This is a genomic window from Cohnella cellulosilytica, assembly GCF_042431195.1.
GTDB lineage: Bacteria > Bacillota > Bacilli > Paenibacillales > Paenibacillaceae > Cohnella > Cohnella cellulosilytica.
In genome coordinates, this window is sequence record NZ_JBHMDN010000030.1 from 41,596 (window position 1) to 59,361 (window position 17,766).

Annotated in this window: 12 protein-coding genes and 1 tRNA gene; 3 read left to right on the forward strand and 10 right to left on the reverse strand. The window is 59.6% G+C overall.

Translation table 11 applies throughout. The features are described from left to right. Positions 1–194 precede the first annotated feature (194 nt). Positions 195–3,392 carry a glycosyl hydrolase family 95 catalytic domain-containing protein gene (locus tag ACFFT4_RS21635; RefSeq protein WP_378050903.1) on the forward strand — a complete coding sequence of 1,066 codons (3,198 nt, stop codon included), beginning with the start codon at positions 195–197 and terminating at the stop codon, positions 3,390–3,392. 46 nt (positions 3,393–3,438) lie between these two features. Continuing rightward, positions 3,439–5,367: a DUF5010 domain-containing protein gene (locus ACFFT4_RS21640; RefSeq protein ID WP_378050904.1), complete on the forward strand. Its 1,929-nt coding sequence runs from the start codon at positions 3,439–3,441 to the stop codon at positions 5,365–5,367. A 76-nt stretch (positions 5,368–5,443) separates the two neighbouring features. On the opposite strand, the gene ACFFT4_RS21645 is transcribed toward ACFFT4_RS21640, so the two are convergent. From ACFFT4_RS21645 to ACFFT4_RS21690, 10 genes are all read right to left on the reverse strand, one after another. Continuing rightward, positions 5,444–7,486 carry a beta-galactosidase gene (locus ACFFT4_RS21645; protein WP_378050905.1) on the reverse strand — a complete coding sequence of 681 codons (2,043 nt, stop codon included), beginning with the start codon at positions 7,484–7,486 and terminating at the stop codon, positions 5,444–5,446. 39 nt (positions 7,487–7,525) lie between these two features. Further along, entirely contained in the window at positions 7,526–8,350 is an 825-nt protein-coding gene (locus ACFFT4_RS21650) for a carbohydrate ABC transporter permease (protein WP_378050906.1), read from the reverse strand. Between the two features lie 13 nt (positions 8,351–8,363). Then, positions 8,364–9,245, reverse strand: coding sequence for a carbohydrate ABC transporter permease (locus tag ACFFT4_RS21655; RefSeq protein WP_378050907.1), 882 nt, complete (start codon positions 9,243–9,245; stop codon positions 8,364–8,366). A gap of 84 nt (positions 9,246–9,329) precedes the next feature. Further along, positions 9,330–10,601 (reverse strand): ABC transporter substrate-binding protein, encoded by a 1,272-nt coding sequence (locus ACFFT4_RS21660; RefSeq protein WP_378050908.1) that lies wholly within the window; start codon positions 10,599–10,601, stop codon positions 9,330–9,332. Positions 10,602–10,640: 39 nt separating this feature from the next. Continuing rightward, entirely contained in the window at positions 10,641–11,717 is a 1,077-nt protein-coding gene (locus ACFFT4_RS21665; protein WP_378050909.1) for a Gfo/Idh/MocA family protein, read from the reverse strand. 22 nt (positions 11,718–11,739) lie between these two features. Further along, the gene (locus ACFFT4_RS21670; RefSeq protein ID WP_378050910.1) at positions 11,740–12,753 is read right to left on the reverse strand and encodes a Gfo/Idh/MocA family protein; all 1,014 of its coding nucleotides are present in this window, start codon (positions 12,751–12,753) and stop codon (positions 11,740–11,742) included. 17 nt (positions 12,754–12,770) lie between these two features. Then, positions 12,771–13,778, reverse strand: a complete 1,008-nt coding sequence (locus ACFFT4_RS21675; protein WP_378050911.1) for a Gfo/Idh/MocA family protein — start codon at positions 13,776–13,778, stop codon at positions 12,771–12,773. Between the two features lie 19 nt (positions 13,779–13,797). Beyond that, the gene (locus ACFFT4_RS21680; protein ID WP_378050912.1) at positions 13,798–14,859 is read right to left on the reverse strand and encodes a Gfo/Idh/MocA family protein; all 1,062 of its coding nucleotides are present in this window, start codon (positions 14,857–14,859) and stop codon (positions 13,798–13,800) included. A 215-nt stretch (positions 14,860–15,074) separates the two neighbouring features. Continuing rightward, complete coding sequence (locus ACFFT4_RS21685; RefSeq protein ID WP_378050913.1) at positions 15,075–16,112, reverse strand: LacI family DNA-binding transcriptional regulator; 1,038 nt, start codon at positions 16,110–16,112, stop codon at positions 15,075–15,077. A 150-nt stretch (positions 16,113–16,262) separates the two neighbouring features. Further along, a tRNA-Arg gene (locus tag ACFFT4_RS21690) sits at positions 16,263–16,338 on the reverse strand. A 197-nt stretch (positions 16,339–16,535) separates the two neighbouring features. Between ACFFT4_RS21690 and ACFFT4_RS21695 the strand changes: the two genes are divergently transcribed. After that, entirely contained in the window at positions 16,536–17,672 is a 1,137-nt protein-coding gene (locus ACFFT4_RS21695) for an FtsW/RodA/SpoVE family cell cycle protein (protein ID WP_378050914.1), read from the forward strand. Positions 17,673–17,766: the final 94 nt, after the last annotated feature.

Sequence of the window (17,766 nt, forward strand, 5' to 3'; positions counted from 1 at the left end):
GGGACGCACGTCGGAGGCCGTCCTGTAGCTAAGCCGAGCGTAACAGCTCGACCGCTGACGGGGCGGCCTCTTTATCGCGCGTCTTCGGTGCATTCCGGAGAGGTGGTGGTGTCGGCACAGATGGGCTAAGCGGCGCATACAGCGCCGACAGACGAACAGGCAAGAAAGGCCAATTCGGAGAGGAGGCAGGATTATTGAAAACGAAGGACTGGAAAAAAGGCTGGCGCAAGACGCTGACCATGCTGACGGGCGCTGCCTTGCTCGCGGCGTCGCTTTCGATCGCCCCAGCATCGGCAAGTCCGACCTCGCACGCCTTCAACGCGACGACGGGAATGCTGAACGTCGATTACGCCGCGTATTTGTCCAAGCACGATGTCGTGTACAATTCGCCGAACACCGATCCTAAGAGCGGACTTCCCGTAGGCAACGGCCGCGTGGGCGCAATGGTGTGGCACGCCGAGAACGGACTGACGATGCAGGTATCCGGCGTGGATGCTTCGCAGGAAGGCTTCGCCTCGCAAGGACTTGTCCGCTTGTCCACGAATCCGGACATGGATGCCGGATATACGACGTACCAGCAGCGGCTGAACCTGTATGACGGTACGCTGACGACGACTTACGACAGCAACCGGACGATCACGGTAATGGGCTCTCCGAATTCGGAGGTCATCGGCATTCACATCGAGGACAGCAGGACCAATGTCACGGGCGTTTCACTCGAGCTAAGCCTATGGGACGTGACCGGCTTCGGAGGTGGAGACGTACCGGACATCAACACGTGGCGCACGGTGTCCACGTTCATCGAGCCGACGGTCGCAGGCTTCAGCCGCGGCCAGACGGATGCCGACAACTTCGGGTATACGCTTGCGGCTACGGTGGAGGGAGCCAGCTTCACGACGCAGGCCGTCGATTCGCGCCGGGTACGGCTGAACATTTCTCCTTCCGCAAGCTATACGATTTGGATCGCTTCCGCCAGCAGGTTAAACGCGCCTGGCCATCAATCCGTCAACCAAGCGAAGACGCTTCTGACCGATATCAGCAATACGGGTTACACGGCAACGATGACCGCCTACAAGAACTGGTGGCACGGCTTCTGGAACAAATCGTTCGTCCAGTATGCCAATCCGTCCGGCGACGCCGATTATATGGAGAATATTTATTACCTCACTACGTATATGATCGCAGCGGGCGGCTATGGCAATTATCCGTTCCATTTCATCAACGGCGTTTTCAGCGCGGTGCGGGACGACGACAGCAACAAATGGAGCAACGCATATTGGTACTGGAACCAGAGGGACATCTACAACTCGTTCCTGGCCTCCAACCATGCGGACATGATGAACGTGTTCAACCATTTGTACAGTCGCAACTTCAACACGCTGAAAGCCTACACGATGACCCGCTACGGCATCGACGGCATATGGGTTCCCGAGACGATGGGCTGGAACGGCAGTGCCGCCGGCACGATTAACAGCGACTTCGTCAACGATACGCTGTCGACCGGAGCGGAAGCGGCGCTGAATATGTACGACCAGTACAGGTACACGAACGATGCCGCTTATTTGGCCGAGACCGCCTACCCTTTCATGAAGGAAGTCGCCAAGTTCTATACCGCCATGCTGAGCTACGACAGCGGTACGGGCAAATTCTACATGGAGAGCTCAAATGCGCATGAAACCTACTGGGACGTCGAAAACGCGATTACCGATCTGGCGGCCGTTCGCAGTCTGTTTCCGAAGGCGATCCAGATCAGCCAGCAGCTCGGCGTCGATGCGTCGATGCGCGCCCAGTGGCAGAACGTGCTGGACAATCTGGTCGCCTACCCGGTCGATCCCGGCGATCCGAACAAGTATTTCCCGCATTCACCCCCGGCAGCCACGATCCGCAATGGGGAAAACGTCGTTCTGGAGCTGCTGTGGCCCTACAGCGTCAGCGGCATAGGAGCGCCCGACTATGCGATGCTGTTGAACAACTTCAACAGTCGTATTTTCACCTACGGAGCGATCTGGGACCCAGGCGCGATCCAGGCGGCCAGGTTGGGACTCGGCAACGCCGCTTACCAGGGCATGAAGACGATGCTGCAGCGCTACCAGACGCTGCCCAACGGACGAACGAACGACACGAACGGCGAATTCGAATATTTGGGCGTGCATCTGTCGGCGATGAACGAATCACTCCTGCAAAGTTATAACGATAAAATCCGCGTCTTCCCGGCAGTGCCGACCGAATCGGGCTTCGTCGCGAAGTTCTCGCTGCTCGCCGCCGGCGGCTTCCTCGTCAGCTCGGAGCGCGAGGCGGGCGAAATCAAGTACGTCGGCATTCGCAGCCAGTACGGCAATCCCGCGACCGTCGTCAACCCGTGGGGAACACAGCAAATCCGGGTAAGACGGGCCTCAGACAACGCGATTGTACTAACGGCGTCAAGCGCGGAGTTCAACTTCGCGACAGCGGCCGACACCGTCTATATTGTCGAACGGACGGCCAAGACGCTGAGCGACTATGCGCCGGAGACGCTCTCCGGGACGGCGAACCAAACCGCGAAGACGCTCAGCGGCACGAATCGCAAGCTCGGCTCGTCAGAAGGTGGAACCGATCCAAATTGGAGCATGGTTAACGACGATGCCGCCGGCTTCAGCTACGGCAGCGGTTGGCTGTACAGCGGTAACCGCGGGTACGGCGATTACAACGACGATCTCCACTATACGGTAACGAACGGCGCGACGGCCGAATATACGTTCGTCGGAACCGGCATTGACTACTACAGCGAGAAGAACGGCGACATGGGGAACGTAGACGTCTATATCGACGACGTACTTCAGCAAAATGTCGATTTGTACGTCTCGGGTCCGCGCCAAGTCCAGCAGGTCGTGTTCAGCAAAACCGGTCTGTCCCCGGGAACGCATACGATCAAAATCGTCAGCAAAACGTCTCAGGTGGCGGCGATCGACGCGTTCAGGGTGTACACGTCCGGCAGCGGCGGGCCTGGAGGAGGCGCGGCGCCAATCGGATCGGTCATCGCGATCCAGGCGGCAATCAACGACCTGTTCGTGGCGGCGGAGAACGCGGGAACAGAGCCCTTGATCGCCGATCGGGCGTCGGTCGGTTCCTGGGAGCAACTCCTGATCGTGGACGCCGGGGACGGGACGATCGCCCTGCAGGCGATGATCGACAACCAGTTCGTGACCGCGGGCGCATCGAGTCTCATCGCTGACGCGAACGCGATCGGAGAAGCTCAGAAGTTCCGTTGGATCGTCAACGATGACGATACGTTCTCGCTTCAGGCGGTCGTGAACGACCGATACGTATGCGCGGAAAGTGCCGGGACGCAGCCGCTGATCGCCGATCGGACGGCGATCGGTCCGTGGGAAAAGTTCCGCTGGCAGCTTGCTTGAACGGCACAACCGCAATCCGACTATCAAACGATGGAGGTTATGAACAATGAATGTTGGCCGCAAATTTCTGTTGGGCGTACTAGCCGCGTTGATCGCCCTGCCCGTCTGGGCGAACGGCGCGCGCTCCGTCGAAGCTTCGACGCCCGAGTTCGGAGAGACGATCGCGCTTAAAGCGGTGCAAAACAGTCAGTATGTATGCGCCGAGGGCGCGGGCGCGGAGCCGCTCATCGCCAATCGGGCCGCAGTCGGCATCTGGGAGCAATTCGTCGTCCGCGACGCAGACGGCGGTCTGTACGCGCTGCAGGCTAACGCTAACGGAAAATACGTCTCGAAGCAGCCCGACAATCGGCTGATCGCCAGCGCCGCGACGATCGGGACAAACGAGAAGTTCGAGATCGTCGACGCCGGAGGCGACCACGTTCGGCTGCGCTCGGCGGCGAACGACCGGTTTGTCTCCGCGAACGCGAATACGGCGATTCCGCTGTCGGCCGGCAGCGTCACGGCCGGCCAGTGGGAACTGTTCGAGCGGGTCGTCGTCGCCGGTCCGCCGAACACGGAAGGACCGCATTATCTGGGCGTTACGTTCGGCTTCTCGGACAGAACGCTGCACGGCGGACCGTACGACAACCAGGGCAATCAAATCTTTAACCTGCCCCTGTTCAAGGCAACCACGGACGAGGCCAAGTTCTGGGACAACTATGTGGAAGAGCTGCTGTCTGCGGGCGTCGACTTCGTCGCGCCGACGATCCGCGGCTATCTGGACCCGCCGCTCAGCGCCAACAGCGGCGGCGATACACGGAAGCTGAGCGGACTGGTCGACGCGATCAATCGCAGGGGAGCGGCCGACAAGCTGAAAATCAGCGCGCTCGACGATACGCCGGCCTCGATGACCGACAAGAAAAACGCGTTTAAGCACGGCACGGGCGGCTACAACCCTCCGTTCGATATCGGGGACGAAGACGGAACCGGGGAAGGCGGCTACCACTATATGTGGGACAATAATCTGCGCGCCTTTTTCGAAGCCGTTCCGGACAGCATGCGCTTCAAGATCGACGGCCGTCCCGTCATTTACGAATGGGGTGTCGGCGACTTCGCGTTCACCAACCAAGGCAACGGCAACCTGAAGAAGCTGGTCGAGTACGTCCGGGAGCAGGCGATGGAGGAATTCGGAGTGGATCCGTATTTCATCGTCGACCAGTCGTGGCTGTCGGAGGATCCGACCGTGGCGTCCGTCGTCGATGGTATCAACGGCTGGTTCCCGGTGCCGGGCGGGCGGACGGTGCAATCGTTCAACGGCCATAATTTCGGCGTTGCCGTGCCTTCGTTCCGCTTCGTCGTCGGCTCTACGTTCATGGAGATCGATCCGGACCACGGCCAGACGTTCGAGGACAATCTGGCGTTTACGGTACCGAACAGTCTGGTGACGCTGGTCGAAGGATTCTCCGATTGGGAGGAGAACGCCGCGACGTGGAGAGGCCGGGAAGGCGCGTATGCGCAAACGAAGTATGACTATCCGAACCAAATGATCAACATTTTACGGCGGTTCTCGCAAAATCCGTTCCCGGAGGACCTTCGCGTAGAGGCCGAAAGCGCGGACGCCTATTCCGACACGACTCCGGGCAATTTGTGGGGCCTGTACCGGGATGGAGACATGGACGTGGAAAATTCGGGAGATACGGGGGGAGGCTGGAACGTAGGCGCCATCGCCGCGGGCGAATGGCTCGAGTGGAAGGAAATCCCGCTGCAGGGAACGGTTACGCTGAAGGTCCGCGCAGCTACGATCAACAGCAACAAGCGGCTCCGCTTCGTCATCGACGGCGTCGCCGGCCCGACCGTGACGATTCCGAACACCGGCGGCTGGCAGACGTACGAGACCGTCGACGCGGGCACGTTCACTTTCCCGGCGGGCTCCTATCATACGGTCAGACTGGAGTTTCTCGACAACGACTTTAACGTAAACTACTGGACGAACTGATACGAAGAGCAAGGGATGTCCCCGGTCCTCTTATAGGACCTCCGGGACATCCCTTCTCTTTATTGCACTTGCCGGATTACAAGCTTGCGAGCCGAATCAGGCGACCGTCCTTAGCCGGAACGACGAAGGTGGCGGCCGGAGCGCCATCGGCGCCCAAGCGAATAGAGCCTTCGAATTCGCCGTGATTCACAATCGCCAGATACCGGGCTCCCTCCGCTTCGAACAGGCGATACAGCATACGATCGCCAAGCGCGCCTACGTGGATGCCGGGGTATGCCTGCGCTTCGAGCTGCGCGACGATGAACCGCCGCGCTCCGTCGTCCCCGAATCGGCGGTAGGCGACGGAAGGCAGCGTCCCCGTCCAGACGACGGTTCCGCTCCCGTGCGCGATCCGGCAGAGCGCCGGACCGCCGTCGGGAAAGTGGCCGACCACGTCGATACGGGAGGCGGTGCCCATCATATCCTGCCGGTAACGAGCTCCCGCCGCCGCGACCGGGCGGCCCGAAGCGTCCGCCCACTCCCATGCGACGCGATCCTCGATCGAGACCTCGAGCGCCTCTACGCCGAACAGATCATGAACGAGCGACCGCTCGCGAATTGTCCCCCGCTCGTCGTACATGCCGGCGCACGCTTCCAGTACCAGCGTGCCTCCGCCCGCCGCGAATTCCGCCAGCATGCGCGTCTCCTCCCCGCTCAAGGAGAATGCCGCGGGTACATAAAGCACCGACAGTTTTTCCGACGCTTCCTTAAGTCGATCGCCGTGCACGAACCGAACCGGCACGCCAGCCGAATAGGCGGCCTCGTAGGCACCGTACAGCGCTTGCGCGTACAGCTTCTCTCCCCTTCCCGCGGCGAAGGCGAACAGGTCCGCGTTACGCGAGACGTAGATGCCGTTGACGGAGAGCGCCGCCATCGCGCCGTGGAAGCCGGATTCCGCCAGAATCGACCTTGCGACCTCTCCGGCCGCGACGGTCCGTTCGGAAGGTCCGCCGTCCAGAGCGGTCAGTCCGAATCCGGGAGATTCCAATCCCGACGGCTCCGGACGCCACTGCCAGTACAGCACGCCCTTCGCCCCTCCGGCCAGGGCGTTCCAATTCCACAGCCGGATCTCCTCGGGCAGCGCCACCGGATTTCCCTCGATGCCCCACAGCCCGCCGCCGGACTGCAGCTCGCTTTGCCAGAACGGCTTGCCGCCTGAGGCGGCCGCGACCAGTTCGACGTGCATCAGATGCTGCACGAAGTCGTTGCCCATCAGCCACTTCGGAAAGCTCGTCAGTCCGAACTGCTCGACCCGGTCGGCCAGCAGAAATTCGTCCGTCAGCGTCTGACCCAGGCCTCCCTCTCCGCATTGGCCCAAATAGCCGCTGAAGGGGACGTGCGTCATCGCCGCCTTGTTCGGCGCGGTGGCCTTAACGGCTTCCGCTCGCGAAGACAGCCAATCGGCATGGTTCTCCAACCAGAAACGCCGCCAATCGATCATGTCCGGATACGTGCCGAACCGGATGGGCGCGCCGGCGTCCTCCCAATCCGCATAAGCCCGATGCCAAGCGCGGTTTAACTGCTCCACCGTGCCGTATTCGCCGCGAAGCCATCCCGCGAATTTCGCCCTGGAATGGTCGCAATAACAGAACAGGTCATCCGGATAGTCGAAAGCCGGATCGATGTGCGGCTCGTTCCAGACGTCGAAGCCGATGACCGCATCGACCTCCGCGTATCTGGCCGCCACGGCCGCAAGGAACCGATTGGCGAGCGCCTCTACCTCCGCCTTGTCGCGGCACAGGCCGGGCCAGCCTCCGGACGGCAGATTGGCCGCTCCGCTGAACCCGAGCCGCTTGCCGTCGTGGCTGCAATAACGCGCATCGGGATGAAGCCGCTCGAGCCAGTAAGGAGCGCCCTCCGGAATCAGATTCAAGACAACCTTCAGGCCGAGCGCGGCGCACTTCTCCACCAGCCGGTCCAGATCCTCGAACGCGTACTCCTCCGGCCTGCGTTCGATCCACGACCAGACCGCCCACAGCTTGACCAGGTTGAAGCCGGTATCGGCGATAAGCGCAAGATCCTTGTCCCAATCGGCCGATCCGGGAAAAGGAGGACGGTAATATTGCGTTCCGAAATACATGATGCTGCCTCCTCGGCGTAATTTTGATCAAGCGACGGGTTACCCTTTGACCGCTCCTCCCGTCGTCCCTTCGGCCAGATGCTTCTGGATGAAAAAGCCGATAATGATGATCGGAAGCATCGTGATCGTAGCGGCCGCGCTGCTCTTGCCCCAGTCTACGGAGACCGAGCCGACGAACCTGGAGATGCCGACCGGCAGCGTATACGTGTCCATATCGGTCAGCTGCATGGAGAACACGAGCTCGTTCCAGGAATATTGCATCGACAGAATGGCCGCGGCGACAACGCCGGGAAGGATGATCGGGAAAATGATTTTACGGAACGCCTGCATCCGGGTACAGCCGTCGATCAAGGCCGACTGCTCCAGTTCCTTCGGCAGGTCCTTGATGAAGCTGATCGCAAGCCATACGACGAAGGGAAGATTAACCGCCGTATGCGCGAGAATCGGTCCGACATACGTGCCGAGCAGGCCGACCGATTGCAGCAGCACGAACATCGGGAGCAGCATCGTCACGGCCGGAACCAGCTTGCCCAGCATGAAGAAGTTCGTTATCGCCCGCGACCGTTTAAGGCCGAACGACGTTAGACCGTAAGCGCACAGCGTGCCCAGGCCGACGGACAGCAGCGAAGAGACGATCGCAACCGCGCCGCTGTTCAGAAAATACAGCCCGAAATCTCCATTGGAGAACGCTTTGGCGTAATTGTCGAAGGTCGGCTGGAACGTCCACTTGACCGGTACGGTGAAAATATCTTTCTGTTTTTTGAAGGAGGTCATCACAACCATCCAGATCGGGATCACGGTCCACAGGGCGAACAACGCGAGGATCAAGCCCTTGCCCCCGTTGCGCAACATTTTGCTCGGCATGCCAGTCCCCTCCTTATTCCTTGACCATGAACGACGACCGTTTCACGAGAGGCGCGAACAGCACGATCAGAATCAGCATCGTGATCAGCGAGATCGCCATCGCGTAACCCATCTCGTATTGCTCGAAGCCTTTTTTGAACGCGAGTATGCTGAGCGACATCGTAGAATTGGCCGGGCCCCCGTTCGTAAGCGCGTAGATGATGTCAAACACCCGGAACGCATCCGTGCCGCGGATAAGCGTAAGCAGCAGAATCACCTTGCCGATCATCGGCAGCGTAATCCGGACGAGCGTGCGCAGAAATCCCGAGCCGTCCATGCGAGCGGCTTCGTAAATCTCGCTCGGAATCGTCGACAAGCCCGAGGTGACGACAAGCAGAATGAAGGGCGTCGTCTGCCATACGTCCGCGACGATAATGCTGAAGAGCGCGGAGCCCGGCTTGGCCAGCCCGCCAAAATCGTCGGCCAGGCCGACGGCGCCGAGCCATTGATAGAGCAGGCCGAAGGTCGGGTCGTACAGATACCGCCAGATCAGCCCCACGATAATCGGGGAGACGAGCAGCGGCATCGAATAGATCGCGCGCAGCGGCTTGGACAAGCGCTCGGGGATTCCGGAGAGCAGGACGGCGATGCCGATGCCGAGCCCAAGCTCCAGCGCCAGCGCGATGACGGTGAAGGCCAGCGTAATGTACAGCGAGTGAAGCGCGACGCCGTCTTGGAAAAACGCGATATAGTATTTGAGGCCGACGAACGTGCCGGAGTTTTCCCTGCCGATCTGGAAGTCGAACAAGCTCATGACCGCCGCGTAGCCCAGGGGTACGATCATCGCCAGGAACACGACGGCGACGGCCGGCAGTACGAGAAATCCGGCCAGATAGGAACGGTTGGATCGGGTCATCGGGCGACTCCCCCCTTTTCTCGATGTCGGATGCGGAAAACCGGCGCGCGGAGCCGATAGCGGCAAGCCGCGCGCCGGAACGGATTACGGGTATACGGCTTGCAGATCCTGCTGCGCCTGCTCCAGAATCCGCTGCGGCTCGGAGCTGCCGACGGCCAGCGCGGACAACGCCGTTTGCAGCTTCTCCATCAGCTTCGGCGCGTTCGGATCGAGCGGCTGGGTGTCCGCCTGCGCGAGCGATTCCCCGACGGCCGGGAAGAACGGGAACTGCTTGACGAGATCGGCGTCGTTGAACAGCGATTGCCGCGCCGCGATCTGGCCGTTCTTCTGGCTGAGTGCCTTTTCCGTGCTCTTGCTCGTCAGCCATGCCGCCAGCCGGTAAGCCTCCTCCGGATGCTTGCTGTCCGCCGTCACGCACCAGTTCCAGACCGACAGCGTTCCGTAAGGCTTCTTGGCGTAAGGAAGGGGCGCATAGCCGATTTTCCCGGCCACGTTGGAGGCTTCCGCATCCTCCAGGCTTCCCGCCAGGCCGGAAATCGTAATACCGATCGGAGCCTGGCCGGATTGCACCGCCTTGTTCACTTCATCGAAGTGCCAGTTGGCGCTGCCGTTCATCGACACGGCGGCCAGCTCCTGCCAGAATGCGGCGGCTTCGGCCACGGCCGGCTGGACGAGCGCAAGCTTCCCGTTGGAATCGAAGTAATCCCCGTCGTTGGAGCGCACCAGCGAAGTGAAGATGTCGACGGCGGCCTGGCCCTGCTTGGCCGGAAGGGCGATCCCGGTTCCCTTGTCGCGGAAATGCTTGGCTACGGCCAGCGTCTCCTCCCAGGTGCTCGGGGCCTTCAGGCCTTCCGCGTCCAGCATGTCCTTGTTGTACACCATGATCGGCAGCTGGATGAACGTCGGCAGGCCGTAAAGCTTGCCGTCGCTTGTCAGAATGGAGATCAGGCTAGCGCTGTAATCTTCGAAGTCGAAATCCTGCGGATTCAGCGTATCGTTGGAAACGTACGAATCGATCGGAAGCAGGTAACCGGATTTGATATACTCGGGAATCCAGATTTCCTGCGCCCAGACCAGGTCGTATTCTCCCGTTTTCGTCGACATGTTCAGCGTCTGTTTCTGCTGCAGCTGTCCGTAATCGACATCGTCCATCTTGACGGCGATGCCCGTTTCCTCTTCGAACTGCTTCAGCAGCTCCTTCTGATCGTCCGCGTGCGGACCGGCCCAGCGGGAAATCGTGAGCGTCACTTTCTCTCCGGACGAAGCTTCTCCGCCGCCCTTGTTCGAAGAGCATGCCGATAACGCCGTCGTCACTAAAGCCAAAGCCAAGACCCATTGAATATTACGCAGTTTCATTTGCAAAACCTCCCCTGTTTTGGTTCTGCTCCGTTCCTCCTACCCAATCTCGATCCACTTTCTCTCTTTAGCGGATTGATAGCCGGCTTCCGTGACCTTGGCCACATGCAAGCCGTCCCTGAAATCGACGCGGAACGGCCGGTCCTGCCGCAAGCAAGCGATGATGTCCGTCACTTCCCGCTTATAATGCTGCGCGTGTGTCGGCCACCCTTGATAGTCGTGCGGCTCCGCTTCCCCGGGCTTGATATGCGGCTCGAACCAGCTGCCGTTCGCCAGTCCTCCCAGATGCTCCGAATACACTTGAAGCTTCGGATGCTTGCTGGTCAATTCCAGCGAGATCGTCCCTTCCGTGCCGTACAGCTCAAGCGTGTTGCGCATGCCGACGTCGATATGCATGCTCCACAGCGTGTTCAGCGTGCCGAGCGCTCCGCTCGCGAATTGCAGCGCCGTCGCCGCGTTATCCTCCACCTGCAGGGCCGGCTTGTCGTTATTGGCCGTCACGCTCGATACCGCCTTAATGTCGCCGGCATACCAGCGCAGCAAATCGATAGCGTGCGCCCCTTCGTCGATCAAGGCGCCGCCGCCCCCGCGAACCGGATCGACCATCCAATCCACCATATAGTCGGGGCAGCCGATCTCCGCGATGCCCGCCAAGCCGATGACGGCGCGGACGCCGATCATCCTTCCGATCAGGCCGCTGTCCAGCACTTCCTTCGCCCGCTCGGCCTCCGGTATGAACCGGCTGCAGAAGCCCAGCGTATTGCGCAGTCCGGCCCGCTCCACGGCCTCGGTCATCGACTGCGCGTCGGCGGCACGGGTTGCCATCGGCTTTTCGCAGAACAAATGTTTTCCCGCCGCCGCCGTCTCCAGCACCATCTCCGGATGAGCCGAGTTGGCCGAATGAATGAAGACGAAGTCGATGTCCTTGCGGGAGAGAAGCTGACGATAATCCGCATAATACGCTCCGCCGTAACGCGAGACGGCCGCCTCCCCGCGCTTGGCATCGTCGTCCGCAATGGCGACGATCTCCACGTCCTCCATCTCGCTCAGCGCTTTCGAACGAAAGTCGGCGTGCACGTGCTCGTAGCTGATCATTCCGACGCGTAGTTTGGTCATCTCTGTCCTGTCTCCTTTTGAATTACGATTGGAATAGCGCGGGCACGCCCGTTCGAACCGAACGATACGCCGCGTCTACCCACTGCATGATTTCGTAGCCTTCCGCTCCGGCAGATCGGCACGGCGTGCCGTTCAGCAGACTGTCCCGGAAGTGGGCCATCATGTTCAGGTGCCCATCCTTGACGAAGTGATCGTCCACCGGATGCAGCAGAGAAACCGCGGCTCCTCCTTCCGCCGAGCTTCCGACCGCCGAGCGGATCGGATGGCCGTAGAGCAAGTCTACGAGGGCATGGCCCTTCGTGCCGAACACCTCGAACCTGGAATCGTAGCCTCCGGCCAGCGACCAGCTGTCCTCCGTCTGGCCGATCGAGCCGTCTTCGAAACGGATCACGATAACCGAAGTGTCCTCCGACTGCTGCCGATGAACGAAGGTCCCGGCCTCCGCATGGATTTTCGCCGCCTTCTTCCCGTTCGCCATCCATTGCAGAAAACTGAGCCCGTGCACCGCCATGTCGATAATCGAGCCTCCTCCGACGCGCTCCGGGTCGGAGAACCAGGAAGCGTGCAGCGAACCGATGCCCTCGCACGCCTTGTAACGGAAGAGATTGCCGTACAGCCCTTCGTCGATCAAGCGCTTCAGCCGTTCGAGCGCCGGGATGAACGGCACGTTCTCGGCGTAGAGCAGCCTGCGGCCCCGCTTCTCCGCTTCATTGACCATCCGGTACGCATCCTGCAGCGTCGTCGCCAGCGGTTTGATGCAAATCACGTCTTTGCCTTCGGCGAAAGCGGCCAGCGCGATCTCCGCGTGAAGATGATTCGGCGTGCAAATATCGACGACCTGCACGTCCGGGTCCCGCACCAGCGACAAGTAATCGCGATGAACCGCCGGTATTCCGTATTCCCGCGAGGCGCTGTGCGCGTTCGCTTCGCTTCCCGAAGCAACCGCTTTCAGTTCGAACCCGTCCAGCGTCGCGAATGCCGGCAGGTGCGTCATCCGCGCCCAGAAGCCGGTTCCTACCACTCCGATCCCGATCATCGATTTTCCCGCTCCTTTCACACCTTCAGCACCGCGGCTTGGCGGATCGACCGGTCGGCCAGCATCGCCAGCTTTTGCGCCTCGACCGCGTCCGCGCCGGTCGCCGAAGGAGGAACTCGGCCGAGAATGCTGTGGGTGAATTGCCGGGCCTCCTGCTGGTACCCGAACTTCCACAGCACGCCGAGGTTGTTCCAGCCCTCCGCGGGGGACGGCGCTTGCTTGTCTTTCTTGATAAAGGCCCGTCCCCCCTGCGCCTCCATCAGATCGATGAAGAACGAGCCCTTCGTGCCGTAAATCTCCAAAGTTTTATCCCCGTAACCGCTCGACCAGCTCCCGTAGATGCTGCCCATCGCCCCGTTCCGGAACTTCAGCGAGCACATGACGTTATCCGGCGTGCCGTGCTTGCGGGCTCCCTCGAAGACGTAAGCGCCTCCGTCGGCGTAGATCGTCTCGACCTCCCCGGCATACCAACGGTACAGATCGAACGTATGGATGATCGTATCGATCAACAAGCCCCCGCCTTGCTCCGGATCGTAAAACCATTCCGCCGTCGGCTCCCATCCGAATACCGCCGACCGGATCGCGATAAGGTCTCCGATCTCGCCGCTATCGATCCGTTCCTTCACTTCCGCGAACGGAGGCGTGAACCGGATCATGAATCCGACTTGCAAAACAACGCCGTTGCGAACCGCCGCTTCGTTCATCCGCTCGCATTGTTCCAGCGTCAGAGCCATCGGCTTCTGACAGAACACGTGCTTCCCGGCGTTAGCCGCGTCGATGACGATCCGCTCGTGCAGAAACGTCGGCGTACAGACGAGAACGGCGTCGATCTCGTCCGAGGCGAGCAGCTCCTGATAGCTGTCGTAGATTCGCGGAATTCCGAATTTCTCCGCCAGACGTTCCGAAGCTCCTCTGACGACGTCGAACACGCCGACAAGCCTGGACTCGGGTACCTGCGCATGAGCCGCGGCCATGACGTGGGAAATCCTTCCCGCGCCGATCACGCCGATACGCGCTTCGTTCATGTTGATCTTCTCCTTCCGATTAACCGAGTTGAACAATCCGCCCGGATTCCGACGAACGATACGCGCCTTCGATTACCCTGAGCGCCTTGAGCCCGTCCGAGCCGCCGACCGTTACCGTCCTGGCTCCGCGCACGACTTCGGCGAATTCAGCCAAGCATTCCTTATAGCAAATCTCGTAGCGATCGTCGCCTTGCCAGTCGTAGTACTCCCGTCCGTCGATGCCGACCCCGGATACCTCCATCTGCGGGCTCTTCTGATAGTGAATGTGGATTTCGCCTTCCGTTCCGACGATCAGGCACTCCTCCTGGCTCGTCGCCGGAGCGTACCAGCCCGGCGCGTGCCAGGTGCTCTCGATCGTGACGATCTCTCCTCCGTCCATGTTGACGACGCAGACGCCGTAATCGTCGACTTCCAGCTCCCGGTGCTTCAGCTTGGCTACTTGCCCGAATACGCTGGTCGGCTCGCTGCCGAGCAAATACCGCATAATGTCGGTGTAGTGAATGCCGTGATCGTTGAATCCGCCGTAACCGCCTCTCTTCGGATCCACGTACCAGCCCGGTTCCTTTGTGTCCGGGGAATCGGTAATGAAACCGAGCGGACAGCGGATCGAAATCTTCATCGTCAGCGGCCTGCCGATAACGCCCTGTTCGATCAACCGGCGGGCTTTAACATATGGCGGCAAGTAGCGGATCAAATAGGCCATCATGAATGGAACGTTGGCCTCCTCCGCCGCCTTCACCATCCGCTCCGCCTGAGCGACCGTGATCGAGATCGGCTTGTCGAGCAAAATCGGCTTCCCGTGCGCCGCGCAGGCCAGCACGTCTTCCTCGTGCGCTCCCGTATCGCTCATTACCAGTACCGCGTCCACTTCCGGATCCGCGAACAGCTCCTCTTTCGACGAATACGCCCGCGTCAGGCCGTACTGTTCCGCGAACCGCTGCGCCTGCCCGGTCCGCTCGTCGTAGACACCCGCCCACTTGAGACCGGGAACCGCTCCTTGCGCAATGTAATGGGCCATCGGGTAGATGTGGTAATGATTGTGCAAGCCGAGAACGGCTACACGTAGGCTCTCCTGGCTCATTCAAGTCTCATCTCCGTTCATTGTAACGTTAACTCAAATAAAACAATTATAGCGCTGTCATATCTTGTATTCATTAATGCGAACGTTCGCATAAATAATATATGCGATCCCCTGCGATTCTGTCAATTGCTTTTTTTGAACTGCCCGAATAAAGGAAAAAGCGCAGATGATCTCGCACCCGCGCCTTGGCTTGTTCGAACATAACGTTTATTGATCTATCCGCTGTGGCCGGATTCGGCCGGACCGGTGGATTGGCGAACGATCAGATTGGGGCTGAACGTCGTCTTCAGACGCACCTCGTCCCCCTTTTTCTCCGAGCCGATCTGCTCGACCAGAAACCGCATGGCCGAGTCCGCAAGCTGCCTGAGCGGTATTTTCACCGTTGTCAGCGGGGGATGCAGGAACCTGCATACGTCCAGATCGTCGTATCCGATCACCGATACGTCCTCCGGAATCCGCAATCCGAGCTCGGCGATCGCCCGGCACGCGCCGAACGCGAGCATATCATTCTGCGCGAACAGCGCGGTCGGCTTGTCCGCGGACGCTTCGCCGAACCAGGCCTTCGCCACACGGTAACCGTAGAGCGGATCGTCCTCCTCCAAGGCGGTCCAACGCGCCGGATCGGACAGCCCGTATTCCGCAACCGAATCCCGATACGCTCCCAGCCGCTGGCGCTTGATCGAGCTGTCTTCCTTGGAGCCGATATAGCCGATCCTTTCGTGCCCCAGCTCCCGCAGATGACGCATCGCTTTGCGGGCTCCGTCGTAATCGTCCGTCGTCACGCAGTTGACGTTCATATGGCTGAAATGATTAAAGAAGACGACGGGAATCTCCATCTGGGCCAGCTCGTCGTAGAATGGCTCGTTCGCGGCGGCTTCCGTCGCATAGACAAGCAGACCGTCGATGCCTCGGGACAGGAAGCTCTCGCATCCGGCGCGCTCCCGTTCGGCATTCTTCTGGCTGCTGTAAATTAATACGGAATAGCCCTGACTCTCCGCGGCATTCTGGATATTCTCGGCCAATTCGCTGAAGAACGACCAGGACAGATTATCGACCAGAAACCCTATCGTAAAGGTGCGATTGCTGACCAGGCTCTTGGCCATCAGGTTCGGCCGATACCCCATTTTCCTCGCCAGCTTCTTTACCTTTTCCCGGACCTCCTTGGATATACGCGCATCGTCCTTGAGCGAACGCGATACCGTCGTAGCGGAGATCCCCAGCTCCGCGGCAATGTCCTTAATGGTGACCGACATCGTTTAACCTCTTCCCGAGTTAGAATTAACGTTTGCATAACAGTGTAGAGGATTCCGCCGATTTTGACAAGCTCCGCAATACGAACGCTCCGTGTATCCTGAACAAAAAGAAAAAACCCCTAAACGATCAAGGGTTTTCGACTTGTGCTATGGCGGCCCCGAGACGACTCGAACGTCCGACCTGCGGTTTAGGAAACCGTCGCTCTATCCACTGAGCTACGGGGCCACAGCAAGAGATATTATAGCATAAATCCTCTCCGGAGCCAAAAGAAATTAAGCGAAATCGCCAATCTCCTTTTTCTGCCCCATGAAGGAGTGTTACACTGAATATACTTGCGGCAAAGAAGCAACTGCGTGAAATTTCTCGGTTCGGGAAAATTCATTCGACCGGCGTGAGCGAAAATACCAAAACCGAGGTCTACAATGATTATTATCGAAAAATTACGCAAGCTGGATGGGGCTTTATTGCTCTTGATGTTTGGATTGATCACGGTCGGAACTCTGGCGATCTACGAAGCGACCCACGGAACGAATCTGGAAGGCTTGCACAGAAGCAATATGGCGTATGCCGCCGTCTTTCTCTTGCCGATGCTGATCGTGGCTCTTTTCAATTATCGGCTGCTTACGGGTTATTTCGCGTATGCGCTGTACGGCATCGGAATTTTGCTGCTCTTATCGGTCCAGCTGTTCGGCGAAAATTTGAATGGAGCGGCGCGGTGGCTGAGCATTGGCCCGATCCAGTTCCAGCCCTCCGAATTGGCCAAGCTGTCTACGATCCTGCTCATCGCGCATCTGCTGCAGCGGCGCGGCGGAGAGAAGCTCAGGATAATGAAAGACCTGCTGCCGATCGGCATCGTATTCCTGATCCCGTTCTTTTTCGTCTATAAGCAGCCCGATCTGGGCACGGCCCTTGTCTTTGCGGGTATTTTGCTTGGCATGTTATGGATTGGGAATATCGGCTACGGACTTATGCTTTCTCTGGTCGTCGCCTCGGTTTCCGTCGTCGTCGGACTTCTGTGGATGTTCAACGCGCATTACGACGAGCTGGCCCGCTTCATTCAACCGCACCAGTTGGCGCGAATTCAAGCGTTCCTCGATCCGGCCAGCGATCCCGACAAATCCTGGCACGCCATGAACGCCCTCACGGCGATCGGAGGAGGAGGAATGCTCGGGGGCTCCGGTTTTTTTTCAAGCCAAGGCTTCATTCCCTATGTTTATTCCGATTCCATCTACGTCATCGTCGGAGAGAGATATGGGTTCATAGGCTCCGCGCTGCTGCTGATGCTGTTTTTTCTGCTTGTCTATCGCATGGTGCTCATTGCGATGGATAACCGCAAGGACGCCGGCGCGTACGTCGTCGTCGGGATCGCCAGCATGTTCACGTTTCAGATCTTCGTTAATATCGGCATGCACATCGGCTTGCTTCCTCTGACGGGAATATCTCTGCCCTTCATCAGCTACGGAGGCAGCTCCCTGTTGCTCAGCATGATCGCGATCGGAATCGTTCTTAGCGTGAAGATCCATCGGTCCGACCGCTCGCATTCACAACGAATCGGATAGGAGGCTACCCATTAGTTGAGTAGCCGACCTTCCACACCACCGTACGTACCGTTCGGTATACGGCGGTTCCTTAGTTCACGCTGTAACTTGTCGA